This is a genomic window from Idiomarina sp. MD25a, assembly GCF_001870515.1.
Classification (GTDB): Bacteria; Pseudomonadota; Gammaproteobacteria; order Enterobacterales; family Alteromonadaceae; genus Idiomarina.
On record NZ_MDGT01000002.1, the window covers coordinates 154,019 to 175,880 of the forward strand.

Annotated in this window: 15 protein-coding genes and 2 tRNA genes; 12 read left to right on the forward strand and 5 right to left on the reverse strand. The window is 47.9% G+C overall.

Annotated elements, in window-relative coordinates; translation table 11 throughout:
- Positions 1 to 16 precede the first annotated feature (16 nt).
- On the reverse strand, positions 17 to 769 hold the full coding sequence (gene cysZ / locus BFR57_RS02085) for a sulfate transporter CysZ (RefSeq protein ID WP_071462404.1): 753 nt from the start codon (positions 767 to 769) through the stop codon (positions 17 to 19).
- A 152-nt stretch (positions 770 to 921) separates the two neighbouring features.
- On the opposite strand from cysZ, the gene smc reads away from it, so the two are divergent.
- Genes smc through ligA form a run of 3 tightly spaced genes read left to right on the forward strand, consistent with a single transcriptional unit; the run spans position 922 to position 7,368 of the window.
- A complete protein-coding gene (gene smc, locus BFR57_RS02090; protein ID WP_071462405.1) occupies positions 922 to 4,407 on the forward strand; it encodes a chromosome segregation protein SMC in 3,486 nt (1,161 codons plus the stop codon).
- A gap of 18 nt (positions 4,408 to 4,425) precedes the next feature.
- Positions 4,426 to 5,325, forward strand: a complete 900-nt coding sequence (zipA, locus tag BFR57_RS02095; RefSeq protein ID WP_071462406.1) for a cell division protein ZipA — start codon at positions 4,426 to 4,428, stop codon at positions 5,323 to 5,325.
- Between the two features lie 18 nt (positions 5,326 to 5,343).
- Entirely contained in the window at positions 5,344 to 7,368 is a 2,025-nt protein-coding gene (ligA, locus tag BFR57_RS02100; protein WP_071462407.1) for an NAD-dependent DNA ligase LigA, read from the forward strand.
- A 26-nt stretch (positions 7,369 to 7,394) separates the two neighbouring features.
- Here ligA and BFR57_RS02105 read toward each other — a convergent pair whose 3' ends face one another.
- The 3 genes from BFR57_RS02105 to gloB form a co-directional block, all read right to left on the reverse strand.
- Positions 7,395 to 7,916 (reverse strand): hypothetical protein, encoded by a 522-nt coding sequence (locus tag BFR57_RS02105; protein WP_253183599.1) that lies wholly within the window; start codon positions 7,914 to 7,916, stop codon positions 7,395 to 7,397.
- A gap of 127 nt (positions 7,917 to 8,043) precedes the next feature.
- Positions 8,044 to 9,666 (reverse strand): LysM peptidoglycan-binding domain-containing protein, encoded by a 1,623-nt coding sequence (locus BFR57_RS02110; RefSeq protein ID WP_071462408.1) that lies wholly within the window; start codon positions 9,664 to 9,666, stop codon positions 8,044 to 8,046.
- A gap of 49 nt (positions 9,667 to 9,715) precedes the next feature.
- Positions 9,716 to 10,474, reverse strand: a complete 759-nt coding sequence (gene gloB / locus BFR57_RS02115; RefSeq protein ID WP_071462409.1) for a hydroxyacylglutathione hydrolase — start codon at positions 10,472 to 10,474, stop codon at positions 9,716 to 9,718.
- Positions 10,475 to 10,533: 59 nt separating this feature from the next.
- Here gloB and BFR57_RS02120 point away from each other — a divergent pair, with 59 nt between their 5' ends.
- Together BFR57_RS02120 and BFR57_RS02125 are read left to right on the forward strand one after the other, a co-directional pair.
- Complete coding sequence (locus BFR57_RS02120; RefSeq protein ID WP_071462410.1) at positions 10,534 to 11,304, forward strand: methyltransferase domain-containing protein; 771 nt, start codon at positions 10,534 to 10,536, stop codon at positions 11,302 to 11,304.
- Positions 11,305 to 11,306: 2 nt separating this feature from the next.
- On the forward strand, positions 11,307 to 11,702 hold the full coding sequence (locus tag BFR57_RS02125) for a rhodanese-like domain-containing protein (RefSeq protein ID WP_071462411.1): 396 nt from the start codon (positions 11,307 to 11,309) through the stop codon (positions 11,700 to 11,702).
- Between the two features lie 9 nt (positions 11,703 to 11,711).
- Here BFR57_RS02125 and rnhA read toward each other — a convergent pair whose 3' ends face one another.
- Positions 11,712 to 12,185 (reverse strand): ribonuclease HI, encoded by a 474-nt coding sequence (gene rnhA / locus BFR57_RS02130; RefSeq protein ID WP_216096858.1) that lies wholly within the window; start codon positions 12,183 to 12,185, stop codon positions 11,712 to 11,714.
- A 44-nt stretch (positions 12,186 to 12,229) separates the two neighbouring features.
- On the opposite strand from rnhA, the gene dnaQ reads away from it, so the two are divergent.
- The 7 genes from dnaQ to dnaE all read left to right on the forward strand — a co-directional run bounded on the left by dnaQ (position 12,230) and on the right by dnaE (position 21,855).
- Positions 12,230 to 12,940 carry a DNA polymerase III subunit epsilon gene (dnaQ, locus tag BFR57_RS02135; protein WP_071462413.1) on the forward strand — a complete coding sequence of 237 codons (711 nt, stop codon included), beginning with the start codon at positions 12,230 to 12,232 and terminating at the stop codon, positions 12,938 to 12,940.
- On the forward strand, positions 12,925 to 14,229 hold the full coding sequence (locus tag BFR57_RS02140) for a TIGR03503 family protein (RefSeq protein ID WP_071462414.1): 1,305 nt from the start codon (positions 12,925 to 12,927) through the stop codon (positions 14,227 to 14,229). The genes dnaQ and BFR57_RS02140 overlap by 16 nt, the downstream gene beginning before the upstream one ends.
- Positions 14,230 to 14,368: 139 nt before the next feature.
- Positions 14,369 to 14,445 (forward strand) — tRNA-Asp (locus BFR57_RS02145).
- 26 nt (positions 14,446 to 14,471) lie between these two features.
- Positions 14,472 to 14,548: transfer RNA gene (locus BFR57_RS02150), tRNA-Asp, on the forward strand.
- Between the two features lie 170 nt (positions 14,549 to 14,718).
- Entirely contained in the window at positions 14,719 to 16,908 is a 2,190-nt protein-coding gene (locus BFR57_RS02155; RefSeq protein ID WP_071462415.1) for a M3 family metallopeptidase, read from the forward strand.
- A 99-nt stretch (positions 16,909 to 17,007) separates the two neighbouring features.
- Positions 17,008 to 18,300 carry an NAD(P)/FAD-dependent oxidoreductase gene (locus BFR57_RS02160; protein WP_071462416.1) on the forward strand — a complete coding sequence of 431 codons (1,293 nt, stop codon included), beginning with the start codon at positions 17,008 to 17,010 and terminating at the stop codon, positions 18,298 to 18,300.
- 75 nt (positions 18,301 to 18,375) lie between these two features.
- Positions 18,376 to 21,855: a DNA polymerase III subunit alpha gene (gene dnaE / locus BFR57_RS02165; RefSeq protein ID WP_071462417.1), complete on the forward strand. Its 3,480-nt coding sequence runs from the start codon at positions 18,376 to 18,378 to the stop codon at positions 21,853 to 21,855.
- Positions 21,856 to 21,862: the final 7 nt, after the last annotated feature.

Sequence of the window (21,862 nt, forward strand, 5' to 3'; positions counted from 1 at the left end):
ACAGACGTTAACAGTGCTATACAATGTCTGCGTTTAGTGCTTTAGAACGGTAGTGATCGACCCACATTGAAGTCGCACCAGCAATTGCGACGGGCATAATAATCAAATTGATAAACGGCAGCATGGTGATAATTGTGATCGCCATGCCAAAACTCAGCGAGCGCAACTTTTGTGCGCGCAATTCAAAACGCATACGACCGAAGTCGAGTTTATGATTATCGAATGCATAGTCCATGTACTGTATTGCGAGCATCCAACATACCCACAAAAACCAGATAACTTGACCAATGACCGGCACAAACAGGGATAGGAGAAAGAAACCTATAGCGCGCGGCAGGTAATAGGCGAGTTTTTGGAACTCACGACCGACCGTGCGTGGAATATCCTTGATTAACCCTAGCACGCCATTATCGCCCAATGGCTGTCCTGATTCGTATTGTTCGACCTTTTCGGCGAGTAAGCCATTAAATGGTGCCGCAATGATATTGGTGATAGCGGTAAAAATAAACGCAAACAAGCCGAGTATGAAAATCACGGTCAGTGGCCAAATCAGATACTCCAGCCACTGGAAGTAACTCGGTAACCATCCCATTAACTGGTCAATCCAACCACTGGTGCGACTCATAAGCCAACTAAATGCCGCGGCAAATAGCACAAAATTAATCAAGATCGGACCTACCACAAAGCGTTTAAGGCCTTTGGTGGTCATTAATTGAAACCCTCGAAGCAAATACGCGAAGCCCGAGTCGCTAAACACTGCTTTTTGCATTGAGTAACCTTTGTTGAGTTGATGTATAGTATTAGGATAATGCTAAAACGCCTGCTTTGCAGTGGCTAAATTGTTACAAAACTCAAATGAATCTGCTAGAGTTTCTAGCTCACGCTTAAACGAACTCGCGCGATGGATATAACGACAATAAAATGCGCCTGAAACATATAAAATTGGCTGGTTTCAAATCGTTCGTCGATGCCACCAAAGTACCTTTCCCCGATCAAATGACGTGTGTCGTTGGCCCTAATGGCTGTGGCAAGTCGAACGTAATTGATGCGGTGCGTTGGGTGCTGGGTGAGAGTTCAGCCAAGAACTTGCGTGGCGACGCCATGACTGATGTGATCTTTAACGGGTCCAACGCGCGCAAACCCGTATCCCAAGCCAGCGTGGAATTAGTCTTTGACAATACTAGTGGCCGCATTCAAGGCGAGTTCGCTTCCTATAATGAGATCTCAGTAAAACGACAAGTGAGTCGAGATGGTCAGTCAAACTATTTCCTAAACAACAGCAAGTGTCGGCGACGAGATATCACTGATTTATTTCTTGGCACAGGCTTAGGTCCACGCAGTTACGCGATCATTGAGCAAGGCATGATATCCCGCCTTATCGAGTCTAAGCCGCAGGAACTCCGTGTTTTTATTGAAGAAGCCGCAGGTATTTCGAAATACAAAGAGCGTCGCAAAGAGACCGAGAACCGCATACTGCATACCCGAGAAAATCTAGAGCGAATTAGTGATGTGCGAGAAGAGCTTGGCCAACAACTACAAAAATTACAGCGCCAAGCTGCGGCCGCACAACGTTATAAAGAACTGAAAGCGCAAGAACGCGACTTAAGAGCATTATTATTAAGTAGTCGTTGGTGGCAATTAAATGAGAAACAAGACCAACTTCGGGAGCAACGTAATCACTATCGATTAGAGCTCGATCGTTGGCAAACTGAACAAACAGGAGATGAGAAAGGCGTCATCTCTTTGCGTGAACAAGCTGAGGAGCTCAAGCAACGGGTCGAACAAGCGCAGCAAGCGGTGTATGAGTGTAATCATCAGATTATGCGTATTGAACAGGCTATGCAGCACCAACGCCAACTCGAACAACAACGGGAAGCACGCGTTACGCAGTTAAACCAAGAACGTGAGCAGTTGACCGAACATGATGCAGAAGACAACCAAAGTGCTCAGCGCTTAGCGCAGAAAATCGCTGAGCTTGAGCCTGGCTTAGAGCAACTTGAAGCGCAATTGGAAATAGCTACAACGCGGCACGACGAAGCACGAGAGCAACTGCAACGTATTGAACAAGATGAAGAGCAAACTCGGCGGCAAGTACGTGAGGTTGAGCAGCAAAAGCAACGCAACGAATTAGCTTTGCAACAAGCTGAACACACCATTAGCCACAGTCGTGAAACGCTAACCGATCTTGCCGAGCAGCGTGTGCAAGTACGTCAACAAACACAAGCTATTGGTATCGCGCAGCAGCAAGAAAAATTAACCGATACTCGGGCGCAACTGGATTATAGCGAATCCGAGTTAGCCAATGCGACGCAATCGTATGAAGCTGTACAACACGAATTGCAAGCGTGCCAAGAGCAATTGCAAGACTTGCAACGCGAGCAACACAGCCAACAAACAAGGGCTGAACTGTTGCGAGAATGGCTGGTAGGCGAGGATGGCAGCGTCAATGAGCACGTAAGGCAGTGGGCCAAGGATCATCATCTGCGCGGCATACCGGAAATGCTCGATGTTGAACCGGCGTGGCGAGATGCCGTGGAGGTCTGGTTGTCGCCTTGGCTCAATAGTTACTGGAGTGAAGATAACGCATTGACCGATTCGCTGCCGAAGGGCGCCATGCTAGCAAGCTCCGAACAACCTATAACGTTGCCGCAAGGCGTAACGGGATTGATTGATGTGGTGTCAGGCGCTGTGCGTGACTGGCCGTTGATTCAACGTTGCTTAATCGCTGATACAGTGAACGATGGACAACGTTTGTTACGGCAATGTCCGCAGGCCATCGCGGCACTGACAAAAGCGGGCGATATTGTTCTGCCTGGATTGGTGCATCGTGCAGGCGAGCAAAACAAACAAGGATTATTACACAAGCAAGCTGAGCTGGCGCAACTAGAGCAAAGTCAGCACGTGATTGAGGCCCAAATAAGCGAACTAGTTGAAACGTACGATCGTTTAGCGCTGCAATTAGATGAAGCTAAAAGTACAAAACAGCGTGTCGAACAAACTCACAATACACTGCGCGAGGCGTGGGTACGCGCGCAGCAGCAGTTAGAGAGTGCGGAACAGCAGTATCAGCGTTTTGAGAGCACTTTGTTACAACTTGCCGATAAAGAAGAGCACATTAAAGCTAAATTAGAGAGTGCCGAGCAGCAGGCGGCATTGTGTGAGTCTACCGCGGACGAATTGGAACAGCAGCTTGAGCAATTACAAACTGAACTCAATCAATCTCAACGTGCAAGTGTCGAACAGCACCTGCGCGAGTGTGAGCAACAAGCACAAAGTGTTCGTACGCAACTCGATCAGCACCGTTTACAACTGACGAGTACACAAGAACAACACGCTCAGCTGCAACGAATGTCCGAGCGACAAAGCCAACGCTTGAAGGCGATTGAGCTTGAGCTGAGTGAACTTGCTGAACAGAAAATTGAAAGCAAAGAGCCACAGCAGGCGCAACTCGAAGACTTGTTAGCACAGCGCGAAGAACGCAGTGAAACGTTGCAACAAGCGCGAGATGAGCTGGCACAAATAGAGCAGGATATTCATGAGCTCAGCCAAGGCCGCTCGCAACTACAACTTAAAATTGATCGTACACAGCAAGCGTTGCAGGGTATCGATATTGAGCACGCCAAACTAGATGAGCGCACGCAAGGCGTGCTTGAACAGCTCTCACAAACCCAAAAAACACTCAAGGAAGTGTTACCTAGATTGCATGAGGCGGTGGATGCAGGTTCGAGTATGAGCCAACTTGAGCAAACGTACTCGCAACAACTCGAGCGTACTACTCAGCAAATTGGTCGTTTGGGCGCTATTAATTTAGCCGCAATTGAAGAAGCAGAAACGCAAAAACAACGTAAAGATTATCTCGATGAGCAGTATGATGATTTATCGTCGGCGTTAGAAACACTTGAAGCGGCCATTCAGAAAATTGACCGCGAAACACGGCAGCGCTTTAAGGCAACTTTTGATGCCGTGAATGGTGACTTGCAAAAGCTGTTCCCGAAAGTGTTTGGGGGTGGCTCAGCATCACTTGAGTTAACGGATAGTGATTTACTGGAAACCGGTGTGACTATTATGGCGCAACCGCCCGGTAAAAAGAACAGCACGATTCACCTACTCAGCGGTGGAGAAAAAGCGTTGACCGCTTTATCATTAGTATTTGCTATTTTTAGGCTAAATCCAGCGCCGTTTTGTCTGCTCGATGAAGTTGACGCGCCTTTGGATGACGCCAACGTAGGGCGATTCTGCCGCTTGGTACAAGAAATGTCAGAAACAGTTCAGTTTATTTATATCAGCCATAATAAAGTCGCCATGGAAATGGCAACGCACTTGGCCGGTGTAACCATGCAAGAAGCTGGCGTATCGCGACTCGTTGCTGTCGATATTGAACAAGCTGTGGCAATGACCGAAGCATAATAATAAAGGAAGTATGACATGAGCAATTTACAGATAACACTCAGTATTATTGGAGTATTGCTGATTGCTGGCATTATTGCCCACGGCTTATGGACGATGCGGCGCAACAATAGCATCTATAAACAAGCGCAGAGTGAAGTCGCTGAAAAGCGTCATCAGCAGCAATCTGATGATGACTTTGATGCCGACGGCATTGGTGCGGTGAAAACGATTAAAGCCACGCGCGATGAGCCTAAGACAACCTCGAGCCAAGCTGCGCAAATGTCGATGGATCTCGATTTAGAGACGGATGACGACGCAACACCCTTACCATCCATGCGCGTCGATCAAGATGAGGAGCCTGCATCGGTTGAAGAACCTGAAATCGCTCCTCAACCCGCGCCGCATGTTGCTGAACCCGAGGAAGATGAAAATCTGGATGAACCTGAGCTAGAAACAGAACAGCAACCCGAGCCGGAAGCGGCCTCTGAAGCTTCGCCTGCAACGCAAGGCGAAGAAAAGCCTCAGCCGCCGCAGGATGTGATTTCGTTGTTCGTTAAAGGCAACGTGCAAGGCGCGTTATTGCTGCAAATGATGACAGAATTGGGTTGTAAATTTGGTGAGATGGGGATCTTCCATCGTTACGAAAATACTAACGGCACTGGGACCTTGATTTTTTCCGTGGCCAATATGTTCAATCCAGGTACGTTTGATCTTGATAACATCGAACAGTTTGAAACGGATGGTGTCGCTTTATTTATGACGTTACCGATTAACTATGACGGACAGCAGGCCTTCAATATGATGTTGAACGCGGCGAAAAAGCTTGCTACTGAAATTCCACAAGGGCAAGTACTCGATGGTTCTCGTCAACTGCTAACGCGCCAATCGATTCAGCAAGCACATCAAAAAGTACGCCAATACGAATCCACGCCTTAAAGAGATATATACAAAGATATGAGCCGTCCATCGACTGTAGAGCAGAGAATGCGTGAGCTAGAGCAACAGCTGACACGCTATAATAAAGAGTATTATGAGCTGGATGAACCAACGATACCCGATAGCGAATACGATAAGCTATTTCGCGAACTGCAGACACTCGAAGCCGATAACCCCGAACTAAAAAGCCAACACTCACCGACTGAAAAAGTCGGTAGCAAGCCACTTGATGCGTTCACTTCGGTGACTCATGAGCTGCCGATGTTGTCATTAGACAACGCGTTCAACAGCGAGGAGTTTTCTGCGTTCGCTGAGCGAATTCAACAACGAGTAGATAGTTCGGTGGCGTGGGCGTTCTGCTGCGAACCTAAACTTGATGGTTTGGCTGTCAGTATTTTATACGAAAATGGCAAGCTGGTGAGAGCAGCGACCCGCGGTGATGGCTATTCAGGTGAGGACATCACCGCAAATGTTAAGACTATTAAAAATGTGCCGCTACAATTAAATGCCGAGGCACCGGAGCGCGTTGAGGTGCGTGGCGAAGTGTTCATGATGACGGATGCATTCGAGCGTTTCAATGAAGCCGCACGTAAGCGTGATGAGAAAGTCTTTGCCAACCCTCGTAATGCTGCGGCAGGTAGCCTGCGTCAGCTCGACTCTAGAATTACTGCAAAACGACCATTGCACTTCTACGCTTACAGCTTGGGCGTGGTAAGCGAACAAGATCAAGACCAGTTGGCTGACTCGCACTATGAACGTTTGCAGCAGTTAAGTGCGTGGGGTTTGCCGATTAACGATGAAGTGAAACGAGTTGAATCGGTTGAGGCGTGCGAGGCGTATTATCAAGCTATGTTAGATAAGCGCGACAAGCTACGTTACGAAATTGACGGTATTGTTTACAAGGTTGACTCAATTCGTATGCAGACTGAGCTGGGCTTTGTTGCACGTGCGCCGCGCTGGGCGATTGCGCGTAAATTTCCTGCGCAAGAGCAACTAACGCGTATTACTGGCGTTGATTTTCAGGTGGGTCGCACCGGGGCAATTACCCCTGTGGCTCGCTTAGAGCCCGTTTCAGTCGGCGGTGTCACCGTATCGAACGCGACACTTCATAATGCCGACGAGATTGCACGTTTAGGCGTCATGATCGGTGACACTGTGAGTATTCGCCGTGCCGGTGATGTCATTCCTCAAGTCGTTAATGTTTTAGAAAATGAGCGACCAGCGGATGCTCAAGTCATTGAGTTTCCCACACGTTGCCCAGTGTGCGACTCAGAGGTGGAACGTATCGAAGGCGAAGCGGTAGCACGGTGTAGCGGTGGACTTATTTGTGCCGCCCAACGCAAAGAGGCGATCAAACATTTTGCTTCGCGCAAGGCGATGGATGTGGATGGTCTCGGTGATAAGCTGGTTGAGCAACTGGTCGACAAAGAATGGGTTAAGTCACCGGCGGACCTGTACGAGTTAAAAACGCCTGTGATTGCATCGTTGCCTCGGATGGGTATGAAGTCGGCGCAAAACCTGGTGAACGCGATTGCTCAAACACGCGAGACGACATTACCTCGGTTTATCTATGCCTTAGGTATTCGCGAGGTGGGCGAGGCCACCGCCAACAACCTTGCGGCGCATTTTGGCACCTTTGACGCGCTTCAAAAAGCCGATGTTGACGCATTACAAGAAGTTGATGATGTCGGTCAGGTGGTCGCCAAGCATATTGTTGCGTTCTTTCGAGAAGCCCATAATCAAAAAGTTGTAGACCAATTGCGTCAGTGGATTAGCTTTCCAGAAGGCGAGGCGGTGGGACCGAAGAGCGACACCTTAGCGGGTCAAACGTTCGTGTTAACAGGCACATTGACACAAATGACACGGGATGAAGCGAAAAAAGCGTTGGAGTCGTTTGGCGCTAAAGTGAGCGGTTCCGTGTCTAAGAAAACGTCGGCGGTTTTTGCTGGAGATAATGCGGGTTCAAAATTGGCTAAGGCAGAAAGCTTGGGCGTACCGATTAAAACGGAAGACGATCTAATAGCATTAATTCAATCAAGTTAAGTTGTCTCATTAGAGTATGCGGCACGCTATTTGCTGCGCCGCATGCTCAAGTCTTTGATAAGACCGCTTCCATTAATTTCGCTAATACCAGTTTCATCAAACTCAAATTTTAACGTTGGGTGTGTGGTATCAACTAAGAAACTGCGCTCATCAAGTTCAAATACCAAATGTTTAAACGGCTTTTCTTCATCAAACTCACCGCGCGGATACACACGAACGCTGTGACTACCGATATCTAAATTAAACGATTTAAAAAAGCCGTTAGCAAATTCAGCAACGTAGATTAGACCCTCGTCGTTAACGATTACGTTGAGAATGTAATTAGGTGGGATTTCATCAGTGCGTAGTTGTGCATCGCCCGCCTTAAAAATATGAGTATCAAAATGTTTAACATAAGCAAAGCCAAAGTTTATCGCTTCTTTACGACCCGAGGGGTAAGTCAACTGGCCTTTTCCTTCTGCCCGCCAATCTGCAGCCATAACTGACTGCGGTAGGGCCATTAAGATTAGAGTTGGAATAAGCAGCAGTGTAAGCACTAAACGCATCATGAAATCGACCTTACAGGGACAAGTAAGTCGCCAGTATCGAATGATTTGAATGATGAATCAATACCTCAATCCGCATAGCTAGGCGCACCCATGTGATACCAGGGCGCGCCCAACAAAATTTAACTGTTTAAGAGTTAACGTTAACTACGTCGACCTTAAGTGTCAGTCGTTGGCCAGGTTGGAGGTAGCGGCTACGACTAATGTTATTCCACTGCTCAATTTGTGAGATGGTCACGTTGAAGCGATTGGCAATACGGGCGAGTGAATCACCACTGCGCACTTGATAGACAATAGTGCGTAATATGCCTGTTGATTGCGGTGCCGATTCACCTTTCTGCCAAATCACCAGTTTCTGACCAGGTCTCAAATAGTCGCCAGGCGCCATTGAATTCCAGCTAGCTAACTCTCTCACTCCAACATTAAACGCGCGTGAAATGTCCCACAGGGTATCACCCGACTGAACCTGATAGTTCACCTTAGATTTGCCGTACTGTTTACTTTGTTTGGCGATACGGCGCTGGTTTGAGGACAAGGTGTATTGCTCTAAATCTTTAGTAGCAACAGGAATCAACAGGTAGTCACCGCTTCGAATTAATGCACCATTGAGCTCGTTAACACTCTGAATTACGTCTACTGAAGTGTTGTACTTTTTCGCGATGGTCAGCAAGCTCTCGCCCGAACGGATCTTGTGACGTTTCCAACTTAACCAGTCTTTAGGATCGGTTTTATTTATCGCACTCTCAAAAATGCTCGCGTTCGGTTGCGGAAGTAGTAAGCGGTGAGGCCCGTCGGGTGCTGTTGCCCAACGGTTGTATGCTGAGTTATAGCGATGTAGCGTCTCCAAAGGAAGTTCGGCCATATCGGCTGCCAGCGCCAGATCAATTTGACCTGGTACCTCGATGACATTTAGTTGCGGCTGGTTTTCGATCGGGTACCAAACAATGCCATACTCGTCGGTGTTTGCAAGAATATCTGCCAAGGCGAGTAATTTCGGTACATAGGCACGGGTTTCTCGCGGTAAGTCTAAGTTCCAAAAGTCGGTGGGCTCGCCTTTACGCTTATTGCGGCGGATAGCCGCAGCGACTCGACCTTCACCTGAGTTATACGCAGCAAGTGCATGTAACCAATTACCATCAAAGTAATCGTGCAGGGCTTCGAGGTAATCAAGCGCTGCGCGGGTTGCGGCATAAACATCGCGGCGTCCGTCGTACCACCAGTCAATTTTAAGGCCATAATGACGGGCTGTCGATGGAATAAACTGCCACACACCTGACGCACTGCCGTGGCTGTAAGCAAACGGATCAAATGCGCTTTCGACAATCGGTAGCAAGGCAAATTCCATTGGCATACCGCGGCGATCAATTTCCTCAACGATTAAATGAAGAAAGGGTTCGGCGCGCTTTCCGACACGTTCAAGATATTCTGGGTGACTTAAATACCAATTACGTTGTGAATTAACACGTGCGTTATCTGGTACTTGAAAAGCCAGCTTTAAACGAATCCGTTGCCAAAGATCATCTATAGGTACGGGCTCAGCCTTTTCGCTGTTCGATTTGTCGGGTGTCACTTCTACTGGAACGGGTTGCAGCTCAGCAATATTAACCGGTGTTGCTGAGGTGGTTTCAGGCTGACTTTGATTAACACTTACATTCTCATCAGAATGCAGGAGAGAGGTCATTTGGCAGCCTGAAAGCGTTAACAGAGAAGCGCTTAGCACTGAACTCGTTAATAATTTATAACGTACATTCATGGTCAGTTTCTTTAATAATGTTATAATATAACGTGGATATACTACGTGACTACGCGTTATCTTTCCACTCTCTGATAATAGCGAAGACGTTTTCAGCTCCTTCGATATCTTTCTCCGCATATTCACTGGCTGCATCACGAACCGGTGATTGATCAAACCGTAAAAACGGGTTAATCGCTAACTCCAACTGTAAAGTGGAGGGTAAAGTTATTTGGTCATCCTGACGCATGAGTTTTACTTTTTCTAAATAGCTCTGCAAAACCGCGTTGTCGGGTTCGACAAGCGAAGCAAAGGTTAAGTTCGCTTGGGTGTATTCATGTGCACAAAAAACCCGCGTTTCGCCTGGTAAGCGGCGTAATTTATCGAGCGATGCAACGAACACTTCAGGTGTGCCTTCGAACATACGTCCACAACCGCCCGAAAACAGAGTGTCGCCACAGAACAGGGCCGTTTCACCGTAAAAACTAATATGATCGAGTGTGTGTCCAGGCGTAGCCAGCACTGCAAAGGATAAGCCGGCTAGGTTAACCGTGTCGCCTTCCATGACTGCATAATCAATCCCGCTGATTGCCGGATTATCAGGACCGTAGCAGGTCGCCGGATAGCGTGCTTTTAGCGCCTCGAGGCCACCGGTATGATCATGGTGATGGTGAGTGATGAGGTAACCAGCAATATGCTTATTATTAGCGTCAAGCCACTCGACGACCGGTTTGTCATCACCAGGATCAACTACAATGACACGATCCTGACTCGATTCAATTAACCAAATATAATTATCATCAAACGCTTTAACTGGATGTACTCGCATACTCTTGGTTTCCTCGCTATGATTATGCGTAGACTCTAGCCTAACACAAAGGTCGGCCCTTGTTTATTCAACCCGCATATCGTCGCAGTGAGATGCAGGAACCACAAAATTGGCAGCAACTCGCCAATGGCAGCCTTATTCAAGCCTGTGTGCAACAGCAGTTAGACGACTCGCGCGCGCACTGTCTAAACGGCGTCACTTTAACGCTGGGTAACTTAGCCCAGCAGTTAAATGTCAGTGGCTTTACCTTGGGCCGGCCTGTGAATATTTGCCAAACAACGCAGCAAGTAAATGATGGAAATCTTATAAGCGCTCACTATACTCACTTGCCAATTAAAAACGAGACGATAGACACATTAGTCTGTCCATTTGTGTTGGATTTTGCTGCCGATCCACATCAAATTCTACGTGAACTACTGCGTGTTTTAGCGGATGACGGTACGTTAATTTTGGCAGGCTTTAATCCATTGAGTCCGGCTGTACTGAGCGGCTTGTGGCGCAGTAAAAGTCATCCTTTTCCTTGGCAGGGACGTTATTTTACTCATGCACGCGTAAAAGATTGGTTATCCTTGCTGGGTTTTAGGGTCGAACGGCAATGCTACTTTATTGAACACTTTTTAACCCAACAGGCGACAGAAACGGGCGGCCATAGTGAGTGGATTTGCCGACGCTGTCCTTGGCTCAGTGCGGGTTACTGGTTGGTTGCGAAAAAATCGTGTTACATCAAACCACAAGCCAACAAGGTAAGAAAAGAGCGTTTAAACTTGACACAAGCGCTACCTGCGGCGAGAGTAAAACAATCTGCAAATTGGCATTATGAAGAGAGGTAATTATGGTAATCGATGCTAAAAAGCTTTGTCAGACGGCAAAAAACAACGTTAATGAAGTGACAACTGAACAACTTCAGCACGCGCTTAGAGACGGAGCGCGTATCATTGATGTGCGTGAGCCAGCGGAATATACGCAAGGGCACATCCGCGAGGCGGTCAACATGCCGCGGGGTGTGTTGGAAATGCAGCTCAATCAACATCCCGATGTAGCCGGTTATGATGACGCCTTAGAACGCATTGCCGAAAAGCCGTTGTATCTCATCTGCCGCACCGGTGGACGTTCAGCCTTAGCTGCGGAAAGTTTGCAACGTATGGGCTTTGAGCAGGTCTATAGCGTTGATGGTGGGATGAACGCTTGGCAGGAAGAAAAGCGTCCAGTTGTTGCCGGCGAAGACTAAGCACCGAAATCACTCGGCACTAAAGCCTTTATCAACGGCGGTCGGGTTTTGTTCTGCTGCGGCGCGTGCAAGTTCGTCGCAGCGTTCGTTTTGCGGGTGACCTGCATGACCTTTTACCCACTCCCATGTCACGTTGTGACGCGCAATAGCCTGATCTAACTGCTGCCACAGGTCGACATTTTTTACCGCCTTTTTATTCGACGTACGCCATCCATTGCGCTTCCAATTGTGGATCCATTGCTCAATGCCTTGCTTTACATATTGACTATCGGTCGTCAGAATAACCTCACAGGCTCGGTTGAGGGTTTGCAGCCCCTTGATGCATGCGAGTAATTCCATTCGGTTGTTGGTGGTACACTGGTAACCACCGCTAAGCTCTTTATGGTGTTGACCATACTCGAGTACCACACCATAGCCACCAGGACCTGGATTACCTAGACATGAGCCGTCTGTGAAAATATGTACTTTAGCCATGCTACTCACTGTAAACTGAACCTAAACCGCGAGTATATCAGGAATCGAACACTATGCGTCAGATCGTTTTAGATACGGAAACCACAGGTATCAACCCCGCTGAGGGGCACCGCATTATCGAAATAGGGTGCGTTGAACTGATTGATCGGAAGCCTACAGGTAACCACTTCCACGTTTATATCAATCCGGAACGTGTGGTCGAAGACGAAGCCATTGCAGTGCATGGTATTACCAATGAATATTTAGCTGATAAGCCCGTATTTGCCCAGGTGGTCGATGCTTTCATTGATTTCATTAAAGGCTCACAACTAGTCATTCATAACGCACCATTTGACGTCGGCCATATGGACGCCGAGTTTCAGCGTCTGGGTAAAATGTATGGTAAAACTTATGATTACTGCGACGTCTTGGATTCTCTCCAGTTAGCGCGTGAGATGCGGCCCGGGCAGCGCAACAGTTTGGATGCCTTGTGTAAGGCGTTTCATGTTGATAATTCAGCGCGTGAATTACACGGCGCTTTGTTAGATGCTGAGATCCTTGCTGATGTGTATCTGGCAATGACAGGCGGACAAACAGCGTTAAAATTGAACAGTCAAAGTCAAGAAAATGAAAATAAAGAGCCTGGACATATTGCTCACCAAGCAATAAAAGATCGCCCCCCGCTAAAGGTTTTACGTGCCTCAGCCGATGAACAAGAACAACATCAACAACGTTTGGCGATTGTAAAATCTGAAGGTGGCGCGTGCTTGTGGCTCGATTCGTAATAACTGCATTACTAGGATTCCTATTAGCGTTCAGTAGCGCTGCGCTAGCACAGTCAGCGCAGGAGCGCGAGCAAGCCGAGGCGGGGGTTGCACAGCTCAATGTCATTAATGACCCTATGGCCAATCGCTTACCGATTGAAGGGCAAAGGTTTCGCATTGATGACAATATTAAAGAAATTACATTGTTGTTTTTTCGCGAGCGCGGCAGTTCCCCCCTAATATTAATAAAGCCCGACGGCAGTAAATGGTACGAGGCTCGCCATCCCATAGAAAAAGTAACTTGGTACACCAACGAAAACTTCGACATGATTCGTATCAAGGAGCCGATGCCAGGGCCCTGGCAAGTGGCGGGACGTGTCGACGAGCAAAATGAAGCGGTTATCGTATCGGATATAAAGTTTCAAGCGCAGCCGTTGCCGACACCTTTATATGAAAATGAGCACATAAAAGTAGAGGGTACCCTGTATAACGGCGAGCACCCGGTGAAAACGGCGCGGTTTCACGAAACCGTTATTTTAGATGTGCTTTTTGTTAGTACCAATAATGCAGACTTCGATAACTTCGGCGTTGACCCGCAGCGAATTGGTCAATTTTCTGATAATGGCAGGGGTTACGATGAGCATGCTGGCGACGGTACCTTTACGAGCCGTTTTCAGTTAAATATTACCCCCGGTCAGTACCTACCCACTTATGAGTTGACCACGCCACTTTACGATCGCTCTTATGAAACTGATCCTGTGGTTGTTGAGGCGAGTCCTGTCAGCTTTGAAATGAAGCTTGCAGAGCAAGCGGAACGCGATCATCAACTGGTTATAAAAATTGATGATGAGCGTATAAAGCAGGGCAGCGTCGCAATAAACGGTCAAGTCGACTTTCCAAATGGCGAACAGCGCACATTTTCACTGACGGATATCGAAAAAAGTGAAATTAGTGTGCCTATTGCCAATTTGGATTACGGTAAGCACTTAGTCGATATGACAATATTTGCTACTAATCAACAGGGTAGAGAGTTTGAGCTCGTCATCGATGACTATAGTTTTATTTCCAGTCGTCCAGGGCCTGAGCCGCCGAGTAAAGCTGAACAGTTGGCTGCTAAACGTGCAGCACTTGAGCAGGAACGCATAGAAAAACAACGCCAGCTCGATGAACAAGAGTCACAGGCGGTAGCGAACATCATTATTATTATCGCGATTAATCTTATTTTACTCCTACTCGGTGTAGGCGCGATATGGTTCTTGAAAAAGCGCTCGGCAAAGCCCAAATCTCAAGATAATGGAAAAAATGATTAAAAAGCGTCTGATTTGAACATTTAACAGACAAACGAACGGAAAAATACAAAAATCTTTAAAAAAAGGGTTGACTGAATCGGTGGTCACTCGTAATATTCACGCCGCGTTGAGGGGGCAGCCCCCAACACAGTGACTTAGTGGAGCGGTAGTTCAGTTGGTTAGAATGCCGGCCTGTCACGCCGGAGGTCGCGGGTTCGAGTCCCGTCCGCTCCGCCATTAAGTCACGCACACTCTGAGAATGTGGAGCGGTAGTTCAGTTGGTTAGAATGCCGGCCTGTCACGCCGGAGGTCGCGGGTTCGAGTCCCGTCCGCTCCGCCACTTCTCAAAAATTAAAGTCCCACTTGGGGCTTTTTTTTTGCCTATAATTCATGCCTTCCCTGCGCTAATCGAAAAAAAACGCCGTTTGAGCGTTAGACACTTGCCACTGTTACAATATAACCATAAAGTAAACGCATTATGACTACACAATAACAAGTTAGGAGATAACTATGCGTAAAACGCTCGTAGCCGTTGCTATTGGTACAGCGCTATCGCTTGCCGCATGTAGCGACGCTGAACAACAGAACCAACAGACTTCACAACAAGCAGAAACCGCAAAAGCGGAACAAGCGAGTAAAGACGTTGCTCAACAAAATCCATTTTTTGAGCCTAGCCCACTGCAGTATCAAGCACCTGATTTCGATGCGATCAAATTCGAACATTTTGAGCCTGCATTTGAGCGCGGTATGAAAGAGCACATGGAAGAGATTGAAGCAATCGCTTCAAACTCAGAAGCGCCTACCTTTGAGAACACCATCGTTGCAATGGAAAAATCAGGTCAGATCCTGAATCGCGTAAGCGCTGTGTTTTATAACCTGTCATCTTCAAACAGCAACGATCAAATTCGTGATTTGCAAGTCAAGTTAGCGCCAGAGATGTCAGCGCATAGCGATAACATCTCGCTCAATGCAGACTTATTTGCACGTATCAAAACCTTGTATGACAAGCGTGAGTCACTGGACCTCGATACGGCTTCTTTGCGTTTGCTTGAAGATACCTACAAAAGCTTTGTACGCTCAGGTGCGCAGTTAAGTGATGCGGATAAGCAAAAAATCCGTGATATCAACGAGCAATTGTCGAGCTTGACCACTGAATTTCGCAACAACTTGATGAATTTAACGCAAGAGAACGTTATTTACGTTAAGGATGAAGCCGAATTAGCGGGCTTGAGTGAAAGCCGTATTCGTTCATTAGCAAGTGCTGCTGAAAGTCGTGACCATAAAGGTGAGTACGCTATCGTACTGACGAACACGACGCGCCAGTCGATTCTTGCAGAGCTTGAGAACCGTGAGTTACGCCAACGCGTTTGGGAAGCATCAGCTAACCGCGGTACGGGAAATACCGAAACGGATCAACGTCCTTTAGTTAAGAAGCTGGTTGAGTTGCGTGCACAGAAAGCCGACTTACTGGGCTATGATAGCTGGGGTGACTACACCTTAGAGACTAATATGGCAGGTAACCCAGAAGCCGCGCAAAATATGTTGCGTGACTTGGTGCCCGCGGTAGTTTCTAACGTTGAGCGCGAGGCCCAAGAAATTCAAGCGGCTATCGACGCAGACGGTAAAGACTTCGAATTGAAGCCCTGGGATTGGTTCTATTACGCTGAGAAAGTACGTGAAGCTAAATACGCAATTGATGGCGATCAAGTGAAACAATACTTTGAATTCAACCGTGTATTAAAAGACGGTGTGTTCTATGCGATGAATCAGTTGTTCGGTATTACATTTGAAGAGCGTAACGATATCCCTGTTTATCACCCAGATGTTGAAGTCTATGAAGTGTTCGACGTAGATGGTTCAAGCATTGGGTTGTTCTACGCCGACTACTATGCACGTGACAGCAAGCGCGGTGGTGCTTGGATGAGCTCGTTCCGTAGTCAATCAGAACTACTTAATCAAAAGCCCGTTATCTTAAACAACATGAACATCACCAAAGCACCTGAAGGCGAACCCACCTTGCTGAGCTTTGATGAAGTATCAACGATGTTCCACGAAATGGGTCACGCATTACACGGCATGTTCTCTGACGTGAAATATCCATCACAAGCAGGTACAAGCGTTCCTCGTGACTATGTCGAGTTTCCATCAACGTTCCAAGAAGACTGGACTTTGAACCCGAAAGTGATCGCTAACTACGCGAAACACTACAAAACGGGTGAACAAATCCCACAAGAGTTGCTTGATAAAGTACTTGCGGCACGTAACTTCAACCAAGGTTTCGACACCTTAGAATACGTTGCAGCTGCATTGCTCGATCTGGAATACCACACAGTACCCGCCGGCGAAGATATCGGTGACGTGGGTGAGTTCGAGCAAAACGCTCTCGAAGAAAACGGTGTAGCGGTTGAAGCGGTACCACCACGTTATCGCTCGACTTATTTCGCGCACGTCTTTGCGGGTGGTTACTCTGCCGGTTACTACGCTTATATGTGGAGTGAGGTGCTTGCGGCAGACGCGTTTAAATATATGAATCAGAACGGTGGTTTGACGTTGGAAAATGGTCAAGCATTCCGTCGTGATATCTTATCGCAAGGCAGCAGCAAAGATCCGATGCAGCAATACATCGATTGGCGCGGCCAAAAACCGACCGTTGAAGCCTTGCTTGAGCGTCGTGGTTTAACGGAACCAAAAGTTGACTAAAAACATTTAGTAAATCTGTAATATATTGCTGTAAATAAAAGCCACTGGCGTTATGATCGCCGGTGGCTTTTTCATTTATTGGCAGGGAAATTACAAGCAATGACAGAAAAAATTGTCGTGGTTGGAGGCGGTGCAGGTGGTTTAGAGTTAGCGACTCAATTAGGAAGAAGTTTAGGGCGCTCAGGTAAGGCTGAGGTGCTATTAGTTGACCGAAACAGTACACACGTTTGGAAACCGTTACTGCATGAGGTGGCTTCAGGTGCGCTCGACTCGCGGCTCGCAGAACTTGATTACCGGGGCCAAGGGGCTCGTTCCGATTTTCGATTCATTGTAGGCACACTGGAAGCCGTTGATAAAGACAGTAAAACCATTACCTTAGCGGCGATAGAGGAAGAAGGCGAAGAAGTGCTGGCACCGCGCACTTTAACCTATGACAAGCTGATTCTATCCGTCGGTAGCGTCACTGCTGATTTTGGTACGCCGGGTGTCGCTGAACATTGCTATTTCCTCGATTCAACGGCGCAAGCCGATGCTTTTCACCACCACCTTCTGAACGAATTTTTGCGCGTTAATCAGGCACTCGAAGATGGTCATGATGTCACTTTGGACGTCGCTATTGTAGGCGGCGGCGCCACCGGCGTCGAACTCGCGGCCGAATTGGTACATTCAGTATCTCTGCTATCGATATACGGCTTGGGCCACCTCACCCGCGATCGACTGAATATCACGTTAGTTGAGGCCGGTAAACGATTATTGCCTGCGTTGCCCGAGCGTTTATCACAATCGGTACATAAAAAGCTCAACAAACTTGGTGTAAAAGTGTTGCTTGGTAATCCCGCTAAGGAAGCCCAAAAAGGTCAGTTGGTACTCAATGATGGACAAAGTATCAAAGGCGATCTGATGGTGTGGGCAGCCGGCGTGAGGGCACCTGATTTCCTAGCGCAGCTCGGTCTGTCGACGCGGAAAAATAATCAAATCGAAGTTGATTCGTTTTTACAAGCAAAAGGCGCCGATTCGATTTATGCCATTGGCGATTGTGCCGCTTGCGCCATCGACGAAAACCGCTTTGTTCCACCGCGTGCGCAGTCGGCTCATCAAATGGCTGACTGTCTTTATAAAAATATCCGTCGCATGCAAAAGGGCAAAGCGGCCAAAGCATTTAAGTACAAAGACCGTGGCTCATTGGTGTCGCTCAGTCGCTTCTCGGCTGTGGGGAACTTAATGCAAAGTAAGAGTCTATCGATGTCTATCGAGGGCACTTTAGCGCGTTATGCTTATGCAAGCCTTTACCGTATGCACCAACGTGCGTTGCATGGCTGGTGGAAGATGCTGCTGGTAATCGCTGTGGATAAACTGAATCACGCGGTTAAACCCCGTTTAAAACTGCACTAAGCATGTACTTGAATAACACGATAAGGCAGAATATTGCCTTAATGTTCAGTACGCAGTTTACCAATTAGGCTTTTAATGGCAGCAGATACTTCTTTTGTTCATTTAAGAATTCACAGTGACTTTTCGATGGTGGATGGGCTTACAAAAGTGAAGCCCATTTGTCAGCGCGTGGCGGACATGAATATGCCCGCTATGGCGCTTACCGATCAAATGAACTTTTGTGGTCTGGTGCAATATTACGGTGCTGCTCACAGCAAAGGACTCAAACCGCTTATCGGGGCTGACTTGTGGGTATGGGGGGATTATCCCGAAGGTGAGATTTTTCGCCTGACCGCATTGGCAATGAATAACGAGGGCTATCAGCAAATAATACAGTTGATTTCCAAAGCGTACTTACGCGGCCATGTACAAGGCAAGCCGGTGATTGATAAGGCCTGGCTGGCGCAGCATAACGAAGGCATTATTCTGCTCTCTGGTGCCCGCGAAGGCGATGTTGGGTGCGCGTTGTTGAAAGGCCACCCAGGACCTTTGCAAGAGAGCCTAGCGTTCTATAAGCAACACTTTCCTGATCGCTTTTATCTTGAACTTATTCGCACGGGTCGCGCAGAAGAAGAGGCGTATTTGCATAGTGCGGTTCAACTTGCGGCCGAGCATGAGCTGCCTGTGGTGGCCACTAACGAAGTAGTATTCCTCGAAGAAGAAAATTTCGAAGCGCACGAAATTCGCGTCGCCATTCATGATGGCTATCAACTCGGTGATAAGCGACGGCCGAAAAAATATTCTCCGCAACAATACTTGCGCAGTGCCGAAGAGATGCAAGAGCTGTTTGCGGATATACCCGAGGCATTAGAGAACACCGTTGAGATAGCTAAACGCTGTAATGTCACCATTCGTTTAGGTGAGTACTTTCTGCCTGCGTTCCCGACCGGGAACTTAACGGAAGGTGACTATCTCGTAAAGGTATCCCGTGAAGGCTTAGAAGAGCGACTGGAGTTCTTATTCCCCGACGAGGCGGAACGACAAGCGAAAAGACCCCCTTACGATGAGCGTTTGCAAACCGAGCTTGATGTGATTAACCAGATGGGGTTTCCTGGGTACTTCCTGATCGTCATGGAGTTCATCCAGTGGAGTAAAGATAACAATATTCCTGTGGGCCCAGGACGTGGATCGGGTGCAGGCTCTCTGGTTGCTTACGCCTTAAAAATCACTGATCTGGATCCACTCGAGTTTGATCTACTATTCGAACGCTTCTTGAATCCAGAACGTGTTTCGATGCCCGACTTTGATGTCGACTTTTGCATGGATCGACGCGACGAAGTCATTGACCATGTCGCGGAACTGTATGGGCGCGACGCGGTATCACAGATTATTACCTTCGGTACCATGGCTGCTAAAGCCTCGATTCGCGATGTAGGGCGTGTACTGGGCCACCCTTATGGCTTTGTTGATGGCATCTCCAAGCTAGTGCCCGGCGATCCAGGCATGACGTTGGCAAAAGCATTCGAGCAAGTCCCTGAATTGGGGGAGCGCTATGATGCCGACGAAGAAGTCAAAGAATTGATAGATTTCGCCCGTATCTTAGAGGGTGTGACACGTAACGCAGGTAAACACGCGGGCGGCGTGGTCATTTCGCCGACGACTATTACCGATTTTGCCGCACTGTACTGCGATGACGAGGGTAAAAATCCGGTTACCCAGTTTGATAAAAACGATGTAGAGTCGGCAGGTCTGGTGAAGTTCGACTTCCTCGGTTTGCGGACCTTGACCATTATCCAGTGGGCGTTGGATATGGTGAATGCTCGTAAACAGGAGGCGGGCGAGCCGCTCATCGATATTAATGCAATCAGTCTGACTGATAAAAAGTGTTTTGAAGTGCTTAAGCGAGCTGAAACCACCGCGGTATTCCAGCTCGAATCTGCCGGCATGAAAAAGCTGATTTTACGGCTACTTCCCGATAGCTTTGAAGACATTATCGCATTGGTGGCGCTGTTCCGACCTGGACCACTCGAATCGGGTATGGTCGATAACTTCATTGATCGTAAACATGGTCGAGAAGAAGTGTCCTATCCTGATGCAACCTACCAGCACGAGTGTCTTGAGCCCATACTTGAGCCGACTTATGGCGTTATTTTGTACCAAGAGCAAGTAATGCAGGTAGCCCAGGTCATGGCGGGCTACTCGCTCGGTGGTGCGGATTTGTTGCGTCGAGCTATGGGTAAGAAGAAACCTGAAGAGATGGCGAAACAGCGGGAAGTATTCCGCGAGGGTGCGCACAACAACAACATCGACCCCGAGTTGGCGATGAAAATCTTCGACTTGGTCGAGAAGTTTGCGGGCTACGGGTTTAATAAATCTCACTCGGCCGCGTACGCGTTAGTTTCTTACCAAACTTTGTGGATGAAAACGCACTATCCTGCTGAATTTATGGCTGCGGTCATGTCGGCGGATATGGATAACACCGACAAAATTGTCACCCTAGCGGACGAATGCGAACGCATGGGCTTAGTGTTGCTTCCTCCGGACGTTAATAAAGGCGTGTATAAGTTTACGGTGGATGACGAGCAGCGCGTAGTCTATGGTATTGGGGCTATTAAAGGCGTGGGTGAGGCACCTATTGAAGCGATTCTAGAGGCGCGTAATGACGGTGGTCCCTTTACTGACTTGTTTGATTTCTGCTGTCGAGTTGATTTGAAGAAACTGAACAAGCGTGTCCTTGAACGCTTGATTCGTGCGGGTGCGATGGATAACTTAGGTCCGCACCGAGCAAGTTTGATGGCTTCGCTTGAGAAAGCGATGCGCCAGGCAGTTCAGCACCGTCAAGCTGAGAGTATTGGACAAGCTGATATGTTCGGTGTATTGACGACAGAACCTGATGCCGTCGAGCACGAGTTTGAGAAAGTACGACCATGGCCAGAAGCGGTGTGGCTTGAGGGTGAACGTGAGACATTGGGGTTATATCTTACCGGTCATCCCATCAACCGTTTTAGAAAAGAATTGCAGCACTATGTCGTGGGGGCACTGGCAAACGTCAATGAAACTCGCAAGAATGAATATGTAGGCGTAGCGGGGTTGGTCATTGATGTCCGTGTGATCACCAATAAACGTGGGCAGCGATTTGCTATTGTTACGTTAGACGATAAAAGCGCACGTATGGACGTGATGCTGTATAGTAACGAATACGAAAGTTACCAACACATGCTCGAAAAAGACAGAATTTTGTGGGCAAAAGGTGAGGTACGATTTGATAACTTCTCTGGCAGTAATAGAATGGTCGCTAGAGAAGTAATGACAATTGAGCAGGCACGTGCCAGTTTTGTTAAACATCTCGCCATCACGGTGACCGGTGAACAAATTGAAAAGGGGATGACTAAGCGTCTTACCGAGACAATGCGACCCTTTGCGCAAGGCACTTGCCCAGTAAAAATTCATTACCGAGGCGAACGCGCGTTGGCCTCGATGAACGTTGGGGCTCAATGGTATGTTGAGCCGACCGACGAACTTATACATCATTTACAGGATCTACTGGGTGAACAGTGGGTCACGCTCGAGTTTTAGAGGAAAC